Genomic DNA, 12,085 nt, shown 5'->3' on the forward strand with positions numbered 1-12,085 from the left:
CCGGCACCATCAAAACCAAAACCCAAAACGGCACCTACACCACCAACAACACCAACACCATCACCATGCTCGACAAGCACAAAACACACACCGTGCACTTGTCGAAAAAAGCAGTAAACGGAACCAGTGAACTAGAAGGCGCCAAACTCAAAGTCGTAGAAGGAGAAAACCCCACCGGCAAAACCATCACCGAATGGACCAGCGGTAAAACCACCAAAACCATCCAGGTAACCCCCGGAACCTACACCATGGTCGAAACCACCGCCCCAGCCGGATACGAAATCGCCGAACACATCACCTTCCAAATCGACACAACCGGCACCATCAAAACCAAAACCCAAAACGGCACCTACACCACCAACAACACCAACACCATCACCATGCTCGACAAGGTGAAACCACCGACTACACCACCAAAGCCTCCTACTGACAGGACACCGCCGCCAACCACACCAGCACACCCTGAAATCACAATTTCAAAGAAAACACTCGGAGTAGAAACAGAACTACAAGGCGCGACCCTGCGCCTTGTAGAGGGGAAATCTCCCAGCGGCGCGCAAATCGAAGAATGGGAAACCGGTTTAACTCCCCGTTCCTTCGGGCTTACCCCAGGAACGTACACGCTGATTGAAGTAAAAGCTCCCACGGGATACAAGATTGCTCGCCCAGTCACCTTCTCTGTTGAGGCCGACGGAACCGTAACACTGCAAACACGCAACAGTAGCGCCACCGCAAAACAGAAAAAGGTGACCATGATCGACGAGCCGGAGACGCCAAACACACCACCAGAAACACCAAACACACCACCAGAAACACCAAACACACCACCAGAAACACCAAACACACCACCTGCTTCACCTCGGGTATCGAAAAAGCCCGTTTCTTCGCCCCGTGTGAAGAACCTGGCTGCGGTCGAAAGTCCTTTGGCTAGGACTGGTGCGGCCGGCGGTGTGTTAGCTCTGGCTAGCGCAGCAATGCTAGGAACCGGTCTGGCGCTTCTACGACGCCGCAACCTCTAAACCCCTTATAGAAGCAAGAGCCTCGCAGCGAAATTGCTGCGAGGCTCTTGCTATCTACCGCAATGCAACAAAGTGCTGTAATTACAGGTAATTAGCTCGCACCTCTCGTTGAGGATCACAGCCAGAGTTGCTTAACACCTGTAAAATAATGCTTGCACAACCTCCTTTACACTTGTAAAGTATCTACACGTGGCTACTAAGACGAACAACGATCCACGCACTGAAAAATCCTGTGCTGCGTTACTGGACACAATCGACACGCTGCTAGAAGAAGGCATAAATCCGGACAAAATTTCCGTAACGGAATTGGTCGGCGAGGCCGGCCTCACCCGCCCCACCTTTTACCAGCACTTCCAAACAATCACTGATTTGGTCGGCGCCTCTGTGCTTCGACGCCTAGAAACCATCTTCGCAACTATTTCTAGCGAAGATGAGCTGAAACAGAACGCGACGGAAGAGGTGATTAGGGCGCTCCTCTCCTACCTTTGCAACGACGCTACCTACTGCATTACGGTGTTCAATTCTTCGGCTGCCCAACACTTGCTGAACACCTTGGTTGACTACATCGCGGACCGCCTCTACACCGTGTCGCCTGTTGGCACTAGCATCAAAGCGCTCGAAGGTATTGACACCTGGAAGTATTGCCAGTTCCTGGCTGCGGGCACAATCTGGCAGGTACAAGAATGGCTGCTAACCGAACCCTCCCCTGCCGCGGCGCAAGAAACCTATGTAAAGCAAATATCAACCTCCCTGCTCCTGGCAGGTCAGCTGAAAGAGGTCGAAAATGGCAACTGAAAATAAACTGAGCCCCCGCCGACGCAAAGTATTTACCATTGTCGTCATATTGGGGCTCGCATGCATTCCGCTAATCTATTCGTCGATTCTGACGGGGTCGTATAAGGATCCAATCGACAAACTGAACACGATCCCTGCCGCAGTGGTCAACCAGGACCAGCCCGCCCAAGGCACCTCGGGCACATTGCACGTGGGTGCCGACCTGACGCGGGAACTGTTGGAATCTGACAACGAGCAGAACCTGGGGTGGAAAGAATACTCGGCCCAGGATGCCTCCAAGAAGCTCGAAAAAGGCGACGTGTACGCAATTTTGACGATCCCCAAAGAGCTATCTGCCAACGTTGCCGCGGCGCAGGCCGACCCGAAAAACCTGAAGCCCACCACTATCACTTTCACTTCCAACGACTCGCAAAACTACATCGTGGGCAAGTTCGGCATGGCCGTAGCCGACCAGATCAAGGACAAGCTGGCCCACAAGGTCACATCCGGGTACCTAGAGAAAGTCAACCTGTCCTTCACCAACCTGCATCAGAGCCTAGGTAAGGCTTCCGAGGGCGCCGGCAAACTATCTGACGGCGCCATGAAAGCTAAAGACGGGGCTGGAAAACTAACGCTCGCCCTCGGCAAACTACAAAACGGGGCGGGCACACTAGCCGCTGGTAACCGGGCGCTTGCAAGTGGGGCAGGAACCCTGGACGAGGGCGCCGGCAAACTATCTGACGGCGCCTCTAAGTCTGCCAAGGGGGCAGGCGCGCTTGCCGCTGGTCTGAATAAGCTTGCTGGCAAGACCGGCCAGATCGACGCTGCCGGCAGTCAGCTGAATAAGGGGACTAAAGAGTTGGCCGATAAGTCTGCTCTTTTGTCGCAGAAAATCAGCCAACTAAATGAGGCCAATCAGTCCTTGGCTCAGAATATGAAGAAGCTGGCTGAAGGCTCGCACAAGGCGAGTGATGGGGCTGTTGCTCTGCAGGCAGGGGCAGCGTCCTTGCAGGCAGGGGCAGCCGAATTGAACGCGGGCCTGCAGACTATGGGGGCCAAGCTCGACGAAGCCCCAATCCTCATCCCTAAATCGATGCTGGTAGAAAAGATCGGCCCACTCCTTGACGGGGCTGCCCAGCTTTCCGCGGGTGCGCAGAAGTTAAATGAGGGCGCAACTGCCCTCGTGGGAGACGACACCACTGGTCTTACCGCGCTCGCAGCCGGGGCGGACCAAGCTTCAGCAGGAGCCCAGAAGATCGCGGCTGCCAATTCCAAGTTGGCAGAAGGTGGAGCACAACTTTCAACGGGCGCCAGCAAGGCAGCATCGGGCACTTCTCGCTTCACCAATTCACTTTCCGAGGCAACCACCGCCATCGGCAGTGCGGCAACCGGGGCAAACACGCTGGCAAACGGCACTAATCAGGTTGCCAGTGGTGCAAGCCAACTGTCGGCCAAAACCCCACAGCTAGCCGAGGGCGCTAACCGCGCCGCCGCGGGCGCAAACAAGCTAAGCTCCGGCCTCACCCAGGCAGGAAATGGCGCAACCCAGCTGGAAGACGGGACCTCCGCCCTCGCGCAGGGGAACACGCAGCTGAAGGATTCGCTGGCAAAGGGCGCCAAGAAAGTGCCAACTTACACGGAGGCGCAGGCCCGCACTAGCGCAGAAAATACTGCCGGGCCGGTAACTCTGAGTACGACCAAGACTAACGATGTGGGGCCGTTCGGCTTTGGCGTGGCCCCCTACTTCATGCCTTTGGCAATGTGGGTGGGAGCGATCGCCTTCTATCTAATGATGAGCCCGCTCAACAAGACATTGATGCGCAATAAGAATGTTTCCGCGTTGGGCGTAGGGGTTGGCTCTTTAGGCGCCACCTTGGCCATTTCTGTAGCGCAAGCATTGCTGATGCTTGCAGGAATGCACTTCATAGTTGGCCTTGAACCGGCCAATCGCGCCGCCACAGTTGGGCTGTGCGTCCTCGCCTCGTTTACGTTCGTGGTGATCAACCAGGCGCTGATTGCCGCCCTCGGCCCGTCGGGGCGCTTCATCGCACTGCTACTGATCGTGTTGCAGCTCGGCGCGGCAGGGGGCATCTACCCGGTGCAAACTGCCCCGAAACTGTTCCAGGTTATTCATGGTTGGCTACCCATCACCTACACGGTAGATGCGCTGCGCGCTGCAATCGGCGGCGGGCCCATTCCTATGGGACCGACGGGAGCTGTACTGGGCACCTACATTGCGATCTCCGTAATCGTCGTGCTGGTGGCCGCCTACTTCCGCCGCCGCGGCTACAAGCCCACCATGGAACAGGTGATGGGCCACCGCTAAGGTAAGCCCATGCGCATTATGCTTTTAGAACGTACGCGCGGCATTCTTGGAGTGCTCAGTATCCCCCTGCTCTTCCCCCTACCCCTATTGGCGGCCGTATACGTGACCCGCTGGGTGCTGGGGGGAAGACGGGGCGCTCGTAAGCCCCCTGTGGGCTAGCTACCTCGTATGTGTTTTTCTATTTATATTGCTGCTCATCGTTGGCGGCGCTATCGAAGCTGGTACAAAGAAACTCTATTCACACGAATGGACCGGCCTGGCCGTATCCTTTGTAGTTGAAATACTTATAGCTGCAGCAATCTTGCGCCTAGTGGTGGCACCGCTGCTTGCCGCGGCAATTGCCGGCCTCCTTGGCGTGAGCTTGGAGTTTGCAGTCTTTCGCGGGCTGGCTCCGCTTTGGAAACACTTAGAGGCAGAAGCCGACAAGCACAGCGCCACCAAAAGCTAGCGCATGTCTGCCGGGGGTATGCGCTAGCTTCCCGCCGCTACTTTAGAGAAGATCGCCCATAGCTTTGCGGAAAATTTCCCACGAGGGCGGCGCCTGGCCCGGGCTTACCTGCTTTATTACTTGCGGATCCCACTTGGGGCCTAGCTCAGCACCCGCGGCCAGTGCGGCCTGCCGGGCAGCCCCTTTTGCTACGTACTCGCCCGGGGCTGGTAGCGAAAGTGGGATCTGCATGATGTCAGCCAGGATCTGCAGCAGCACACTAGATTTTGCGCCGCCCCCAACTACCATCGCAGAAGAAATTTCAATTCCTCCGGCACGCACCGCCTCGAGCGTCGCCCTCATGTGGCAGGCCAAAGATTCGAAGGCGAGACGCGCAAAATTTTCCCGCGTCATCGCTTCCGGACGCAGGTTCAAAATGCGCCCTGTGGCATCGGGGAGGTTCGGGGTGCGCTCACCCACAAAGTAGGGAATCATGACCATGCCGCCGCAACCGGGTTCGCCCGCCTGGGCCAGCGCATCCAGTTCCTTATAGTCCGTCCCGAGGATCCGGCAGAAATAGTCCTGCACTAGCGAACCGTTCAGCGTGCAAGCTAGCGGCAGCCACTGCCCAGAAGCATCCATGAACCCGGTAACCCCACCAACCGCGTCGCGCACGGGATGGTCAGACCTAGCGGCCACCACCCCGGAGGTGCCCAGAGAAACCGAGGCCTCCCCGTGGGCAAGATTTAGCCCCAATGTTGCCCCCGCGTTGTCACCGCAGCCGGGCGCTACCTTGCCGCCACCAAACTCTGCACTTGCTTCTCCGACAACCTCGGCGGGGCCGGCGATGCGGGGCAGAATTATCTGGCGGGCTTCGGCCTCGCTAATGCGCAGCGCGTGCGCCAAAATGTCATACCTATAGCTGGCATCATCACAGTCCACATACCCTGTGCCAGAGGCATCCGAGCGGTCCGTCACCAGATCTTCTAGGCGGCCACTGCCCATGATCTTCCAGGTCAGCCAGTCGTGTGGCAGGCAGATCGCAGCGATGCGCCCTACGTTCTGCGGCTCATTGTCTGCAATCCACCGCAGCTTCGACACCGTAAGGGAAGCGACGGGAACAGAGCCTACGGCCTCGGCCCAAAATTCGCGCCCCTTTTCCTCGACCAATGCTGCTGCGGCCGGCGCCGCCTTCGTATCATTCCATAGCTGGGCGGGACGAATCACCTGACCGTCCGCATCAAGCAACACCATGCCGTGCTGCTGTCCCCCAACTGCCAGCGCGGCTACATCTTCCAGCCCACCCGCATCCGTCACGGCGGCCTGGAGGGCGGTAAACCATTCCCCCGGGTCCACTTCGGTTCCGCCTGGATGCGAAGCACGCCCCTGACGGACTACCTGCCCGCTGTCGGTATCGAGCACAAGCACTTTGGTGGATTGAGTAGAAGAATCGATTCCTGCTACGTACATCTTGACTCCCGCTGTTGCGTCAACTTTGGCGCCGTCGTCGTCGACTTTGTTTTATGTAATAACTATAGGCTACAAATAAGACTTTGCTACCGCAATAGCCTAATAGTGGGCATTTTACATACGTCTCTGATCTTGGGCTTTACCCCTTGCCAAGGCTGCGCCCCGCTGCTAACGTTCCTTTTGTAACGCATCATTACAAAGTCGTGAGGCAAGCCCTCCGGCTAAGTACGAGGAGGTACAAATGTCTGACCTTTGGAATTTCGAAAAGATCCCTTACGTAGGCACCGCTGACCCGAAGCAGGGCCTCGGCTTCCACTACTACCAGCCCGACAAAGTTGTAGCCGGAAAGAAGATGTCCGAATGGTGCCGCTTCGCGATTGCCTACTGGCACACGTTCAACCAACGGCTAGTCGATCCCTTCGGCGACGGCACTGCGCAGCGCCCCTACGATAAATATTCTGACCCGATGGAACTGGCGCTCGCCAAAGTAGATTACTCGTTCGAGTTCTACCAGAAGCTAGGCGCAGAGTTCTTCTGCTTCCACGACCGCGACATTGCCCCCGAGGGCGGCACGCTTCGCGAAACCAACAAGAATCTGGACAAGGTTGTTGACCGCATCGAGGCGCGACAGAAAGAAACCGGCATCAAACTGCTGTGGAACACGTGCAACCTGTTCACCAACCCCCGTTTCCAGGCAGGGGCAGCCACTTCGCCCTTCGCAGACATCTATGCTTACGCTGGTGGGCAGCTGAAGCACTCCCTAGAGATCGCGAAGCGCCTGGGCGCAGAAAACTACGTGTTCTGGGGCGGACGCGAAGGCTACGAGACCCTGTGGAACACCGACCTGAAGCGCGAGCAGGACCATATGGCCGCCTTCTTCCACGCAGCCGTAGACTACGCGAAGGAAATCGGCTTGGACGCCCAGTTCCTGATCGAGCCAAAGCCGAAGGAGCCGACCACCCACCAGTACGACTTCGACGCGGCAACCACGATCGCCTTCCTGAAGACTTACGATCTGGACAAGGATTTCAAGCTGAACCTAGAGGGCAACCACGCCAACCTGGCGGGGCACTCCTACCAGCACGAGATCCGAGTGGCACGCTCTGCCGGATTGCTCGGCTCGCTGGACGCAAACCAGGGTGACAAGCTACTGGGTTGGGACCTGGACGAATTCCCTTCCGACCTGTACGAAACCACGTCCGTGATGTGGGAAATCCTGGCCGAGGGCGGAATTGGCGCCAAGGGCGGCCTCAACTTCGATGCCAAGCCTCGCCGCTCCTCCTACACCGAACGCGACCTCTTCGCCGCCCACGTCGTAGGCATGGACTCCTTTGCTGCCGGCCTGCTGGTAGCTGCCAAGCTGCATGAAGATAGCGTAATCGAAGACCTCCTCAAGGAACGCTACGGCAGCTTCGATTCGGGAATTGGCGCCCAGGTGGAAGCCGGCAAGGCATCCCTGGCAGAGCTAGAGGAATACGCCCTCGACAAGAAGCAGTCGGAGCTCATTTCCGCGAACGAACCGGGCAACCTAGAAGCCATTAAGGCAACTATCAACAACTACATTGTCAAAGCGCTAGCTGAAGCATAGGCGCAACGGCCGGGCCTACGGGCCCGGCCACACAACTTACTGTGGCCGCGAGCGCGGCCTGACCATTGGCGGTTTCTAATGCGTAAAATCTCTATGACCTTCGTGTACCTTTTTGGGTCTTTAGGAGGTCTGCTCTTTGGCTATGACACTGGTGTCATCAGCGGAGCCATTTTGTTTATTCAAGACCAGTTGCATCTGGCGTCTTGGGGGCAGGGATGGGTTGTCAGCGCAGTACTGCTGGGAGCTGTTATTGGGGCTGCGGCTATAGGACCGCTCTCTGACAAGTATGGGCGACGCCGCCTGGTACTTCTTGCCTCTGTAATCTTCTTTGTAGGTGCGATCGGTTCAGGGCTAGCCCACTCGGTCGCTGTCCTTATAATTTCCAGGCTGATCTTGGGCCTAGGCGTGGGGACTGCTTCGGCTCTAGTTCCCACTTACCTGTCCGAAATGTCGCCGGTGTCCAAGCGTGGCTTCATCACCGGCCTCTTCCAACTGATGGTTATGACCGGGATCTTGCTGGCCTACATAACCAACTACGCCTTCGCCGGCTTCTACACCGGGTGGCGGTGGATGCTGGGCCTGGCGGCGCTTCCTGCAGCAATTCTGTTCTTCGGTGCACTAGTGCTTCCCGAATCGCCCCGCTATCTGATCAAGATTGGTAAGCGTGGGGCCGCCCACCGCGTCCTCGATTCCATGTACCGCGGGCACGAGGGCGAAATTGAAGCTAAGATTGCCGAAATTGACCAGCAAGCCGCTATTCAGCAGGGCGGGTGGAGCGAACTATTCGGAAAGACTGCCCGCCCGGCACTAATCGCCGCCCTCGGGCTGGCAATATTCCAGCAGATCATGGGCTGCAACACCGTGCTGTACTACGCTCCCACGATCTTCACCGACGTTGGCTTTGGCGTGAACGCCGCACTGCTCGCCCACATCGGGATTGGCATCTTCAACGTGATCGTGACCGTGCTGGGCATTTGGCTGATGGACAAGGTAAACCGCAAATCGATGCTAGTTGGCGGCGCGATCGGGATGGCAGTATCGCTAATCACCATGAGCGTCGGCATGCACTTCTCGGGTCGTAGCCAGCTGGCCGCCTACCTGTGTGCCATAGCACTGACCATTTACATCGCTTTCTTCTCGGCCACTTGGGGACCGGTCATGTGGGTCATGATTGGCGAAATGTTCCCGCTGAATATCTGCGGCCTAGGCAATTCCTTCGGCGCGGTGATTAACTGGGCGGCGAACTCGATCGTGTCTCTGACCTTCCCGTTCCTACTTAGCTTCTTCGGGACCGGCTACCTGTTCTTCGGATACGCGGCAGCCTGCGTGCTGGCCATTATCTTCACCCAGAAGATGGTGTTCGAGACTCGCAACCGCTCCCTTGAAGAGATTGAGGAATCTCTTCGCGCAAACGCGGCAAAAGTCGCATAATCTATCCCGAAGTAGGCCACCACCTAAGGATTTACCATTGATGGTGGCCCACTTTGGGTTTGCAGCGTGAGTAGAAAGGGCGGCAATGATGACGGTCGGGAAGAATTCCCAATCCTTGCGGCAGGAAAACCTTCGCTTGCTGCTGCAAAACATCCTTTCTTCTGGGGAGGCCCTCTCTAGGGCCACCCTGGCCAAGCAGGTAGGTCTTGCTCGTCCAACCGTTTCGAGGTTGGTCGATGAACTGGTGGATCTGGGAATTGTTAGCGAACTGGCGCCCGTCCGCAACACCGTGGGCAGGCCGGCTGCACCATTGGTTGCCCGCGCCGGCGTCCGCTGTTCGGTGGGCGTAGAGGTGAATCTGAATTACCTGGCAGTGGTAGTGCTGGATTTGGCCGGGGCAGAGCTGTTCAAAGTGTGTGATTCCTTTACTTCCCGCACCGCCTCCCCCAAGCAGGTCATAGCGAGGGCGTTCACCCTGCTTAGAGATTTCCTTCCCCCTGCAGGCATGCAGGTCGTGTCCATCTGGCTGGCTGTTCCCGGATTGGTTAGCCTAGACCGCAAAACAGTTGTCACTTCCCCCAACCTGGGATGGGAAAACGTGACCCCCAGCGATTTTGTGGAGGATGGCCCCACGGATTCAGCCGCCGGCATTAGCCCAGCCAACCTAGTCTTGGCGAACGAGGCCGACGCCTCCGCCTACACCTATATTTACTCGGCACCCGGAAGACTAAACCCGGATGCCACCTTCTTATACCTGTCCGCCAAGGTCGGCATTGGCGCCGCAATTGTGCGCGGGGGAAAAATTTTTGGCGGCCAGCATGGATGGGCCGGGGAAATAGGGCACACCTGTGTCGACTCGGCAGGGCCGGCTTGCCGCTGCGGTTCCAACGGATGCTTGGAACAGTACGCGGGCCTCGAAGCGATGGCCCGCCGGGCGGGATTGAAAGAGGACGCCTCAATTGACCAACTACTTACTGCAGCCGAGCAGGGGGACACTAAAGCCGAACACGCCCTGTGCGAGTGTGCGCGCGCCCTCGGGATAGCGGTGGCGAACGTGCTGAATCTGCTGGATTTAGACCTGGTGATCTTGGGAGGCCACCTGGCCGCGCTCCACGACCAAATCAGCAACATGTTCCTGGCAGAACTGCGCCACCGCGTCCTCTCTTCGCGCTGGGCCAGTATTTCAGTGCGCCCTTCAAAATACGGCAGATTCACTGCGGCCCGCGGCGCCGCACTCGCCGGGCTGGAAGCCTTCGTGCGTAACCCTGAGGCCTGGTAGCACCACTCCCGCATTCTCTAGCGGAAGAAAAGCGCTACCAACGCGACCATAATGGAGGGCAGAAAATACGCTTTCGTAGGGAGTTGTGATGACAAGGTTTGTGCCCGCCCCGGCAGCACTGGGACATGTACTTCTGCAGAACGTCACGGTAGTAGATCCGCGTGCCGGCAAGGCCCAGGCTGGCCAGGACGTGCTGGTAAAAGACGGCAAGATCGTAAAGGTCAGCAACCATCCCGCCGATGCCGAGGGCGCCACCATGGTTGACGCAACCGGCCTATTCGCCCTCCCCGGCTACAACGACATGCACTGTCACGCACTAAACATGCCGGACCAGGTAGCCACCCCCAACGCCCTCATGCTTACTGCGGGGGTGACCGGATACCGCTACATGTCCGGCCTGAATAAGATTTTGGATCAGCGTAAAGAGGGCACTCTGCCCACTTCGTTGGGCGCCCCCGAGGTGCTGGCGATTTCCGGGCCACTACTGACTCCTATAAGCGCAGGCAATCCCGACGCGGCCCGCAAAGCAGTGCGCGCCCAGGCTAAGCGCGGCGCCGACTTCATCAAGGTAGGCATGGTTTCGGCCAGCGTTTTCCGCGCCCTGATGGATGAGGCCAACAAGATTGGCATTCCCGTGGCGGGACATCTGCCCGAACACGTTGATCCGCGCGAGGCCGCCGACCTAGGCATGAAATGCATCGAACACATTGGCCCGGGCGCGGTCATGCTGGCGCCAGCTTCCACCGAAGAAGAGAAGGTTCGAAACACCAATTCCCCGAAGGACATCCCAGATCTACCCACGTTCAAATTCCCCTTTAGAGACGAAATTGCAGTGCGGCTGATGGACCCGATCATCACCAATCCGCGCACTATCACCAGCGAGAATGGGGCCAAGGCCATGCTCTTGGCCTACCAGTCTTTCAGCGACGAGCGCGCCGGGCAGCTCGCCGCCTACCTGAAGCAGCGCGGCACCTGGCAGTGCGCCACCCTAATCCGCCTACACACCCAGAATTTCGCCACTGATCCGGTACACGCCCGCGACCCGCGGCGCACCTACCTGCCCCAGTGGCGCCTGAAGAAGTGGGACAAGTCGGGCAAGAAGTTCGACAACTTGGGGCCCAAGATTAAGGACGCGCTGGCAATGAACTGGGAGTGCCAGAAGCGCCTGGCCGGGATTATTGCCGCCGAGGGCGTGCCCATGATCGCGGGCACTGACGCGGTAGGGGCAACCGGGATTATTGCCGGTTTGGGCTTGTTCGACGAGTTCAAGTTGTTGCGCTCTGCCGGAGTGAAGCCGCTAGAAATCCTACGGCAGGCCACCTGTTACCCCGCCGACTTCCTGGATCGGGCCGACTCGATGGGCAAGATCGCGGAAGGCTACGGGGCAAATATGGTGCTGTTGGGCTCCGATCCGCTGGCGGATTGGACCGAGGAGGATTGCGCGCTCCAGGACGTGCAGGCCGTAATGCGGGCGGGAGCCTACTGGGATCGCCCGCGCCTCGACCGAACGCTTCGCAACCTGCAGGCGAACTTCTAGGTAATATCTGTAAAGATTTTTGCGTAAATGTTGGGCCAGCTCGCCCTCGACGCCCCCTTGCCGAGGGCGGCCCCGCATTTAGTATTACCGCCCGCTAGGTATTGCCCACCTGGGTGGACACGGGTGAATAACGGCTTTTTGCTGCCCTTTTTGCGGGCGAGCGCAGCGCGACACCGGTGCTGGTGTTCGCTAGAAACTTACTGTCTTCAAAGCCATAGGATTAAGGGGTGCATT

At 58.0% G+C, this 12,085-nt stretch carries 9 protein-coding genes; 8 read left to right on the top strand and 1 reads right to left on the bottom strand.

The genetic code is table 11. The features are described 5' to 3' along the window. From AC1EKG_RS07360 to AC1EKG_RS07375, 4 genes are all read left to right on the top strand, one after another. On the top strand, nucleotides 1-1,019 hold a 1,019-nt coding region (locus AC1EKG_RS07360), incomplete at its 5' end, for an MSCRAMM family protein (RefSeq protein WP_481067796.1). Nucleotides 1,020-1,208: 189 nt separating this feature from the next. Beyond that, nucleotides 1,209-1,814 (top strand): TetR/AcrR family transcriptional regulator, encoded by a 606-nt coding sequence (locus AC1EKG_RS07365; protein WP_481067797.1) that lies wholly within the window; start codon nucleotides 1,209-1,211, stop codon nucleotides 1,812-1,814. Then, nucleotides 1,804-4,119, top strand: a complete 2,316-nt coding sequence (locus AC1EKG_RS07370; RefSeq protein ID WP_004808195.1) for a YhgE/Pip domain-containing protein — start codon at nucleotides 1,804-1,806, stop codon at nucleotides 4,117-4,119. Before AC1EKG_RS07365 ends, AC1EKG_RS07370 begins: the two co-directional genes overlap by 11 nt. 187 nt (nucleotides 4,120-4,306) lie before the next feature. Next, nucleotides 4,307-4,567 (top strand): hypothetical protein, encoded by a 261-nt coding sequence (locus AC1EKG_RS07375; RefSeq protein ID WP_004808190.1) that lies wholly within the window; start codon nucleotides 4,307-4,309, stop codon nucleotides 4,565-4,567. Between the two features lie 42 nt (nucleotides 4,568-4,609). Here AC1EKG_RS07375 and xylB read toward each other — a convergent pair whose 3' ends face one another. After that, nucleotides 4,610-6,016, bottom strand: a complete 1,407-nt coding sequence (xylB, locus tag AC1EKG_RS07380) for a xylulokinase (RefSeq protein WP_004808187.1) — start codon at nucleotides 6,014-6,016, stop codon at nucleotides 4,610-4,612. Nucleotides 6,017-6,257: 241 nt separating this feature from the next. Here xylB and xylA point away from each other — a divergent pair, with 241 nt between their 5' ends. From xylA to AC1EKG_RS07400, 4 genes are all read left to right on the top strand, one after another. Further along, the gene (gene xylA / locus AC1EKG_RS07385; RefSeq protein ID WP_048708065.1) at nucleotides 6,258-7,604 is read left to right on the top strand and encodes a xylose isomerase; all 1,347 of its coding nucleotides are present in this window, start codon (nucleotides 6,258-6,260) and stop codon (nucleotides 7,602-7,604) included. Nucleotides 7,605-7,682: 78 nt separating this feature from the next. Next, on the top strand, nucleotides 7,683-9,035 hold the full coding sequence (locus AC1EKG_RS07390) for a sugar porter family MFS transporter (RefSeq protein WP_481067798.1): 1,353 nt from the start codon (nucleotides 7,683-7,685) through the stop codon (nucleotides 9,033-9,035). Between the two features lie 85 nt (nucleotides 9,036-9,120). Next, nucleotides 9,121-10,314 carry an ROK family transcriptional regulator gene (locus tag AC1EKG_RS07395; protein WP_070424957.1) on the top strand — a complete coding sequence of 398 codons (1,194 nt, stop codon included), beginning with the start codon at nucleotides 9,121-9,123 and terminating at the stop codon, nucleotides 10,312-10,314. A gap of 88 nt (nucleotides 10,315-10,402) precedes the next feature. Then, nucleotides 10,403-11,851 carry an amidohydrolase family protein gene (locus tag AC1EKG_RS07400; RefSeq protein WP_481067821.1) on the top strand — a complete coding sequence of 483 codons (1,449 nt, stop codon included), beginning with the start codon at nucleotides 10,403-10,405 and terminating at the stop codon, nucleotides 11,849-11,851. The last annotated feature ends 234 nt before the right edge of the window (nucleotides 11,852-12,085 follow it).

The organism is Winkia sp. C0117E2, from assembly GCF_056590455.1.

Coding starts and splice junctions, on each gene's coding strand:
- AC1EKG_RS07395 (WP_070424957.1), top strand. CDS start 9,121: ATGATGACGGTCGGGAAGAATTCCCAATCCTTGCGGCAGGAAAACCTT.
- xylB (WP_004808187.1), bottom strand. CDS start 6,016: ATGTACGTAGCAGGAATCGATTCTTCTACTCAATCCACCAAAGTGCTT.
- AC1EKG_RS07390 (WP_481067798.1), top strand. CDS start 7,683: ATGCGTAAAATCTCTATGACCTTCGTGTACCTTTTTGGGTCTTTAGGA.
- xylA (WP_048708065.1), top strand. CDS start 6,258: ATGTCTGACCTTTGGAATTTCGAAAAGATCCCTTACGTAGGCACCGCT.
- AC1EKG_RS07400 (WP_481067821.1), top strand. CDS start 10,403: ATGACAAGGTTTGTGCCCGCCCCGGCAGCACTGGGACATGTACTTCTG.
- AC1EKG_RS07370 (WP_004808195.1), top strand. CDS start 1,804: ATGGCAACTGAAAATAAACTGAGCCCCCGCCGACGCAAAGTATTTACC.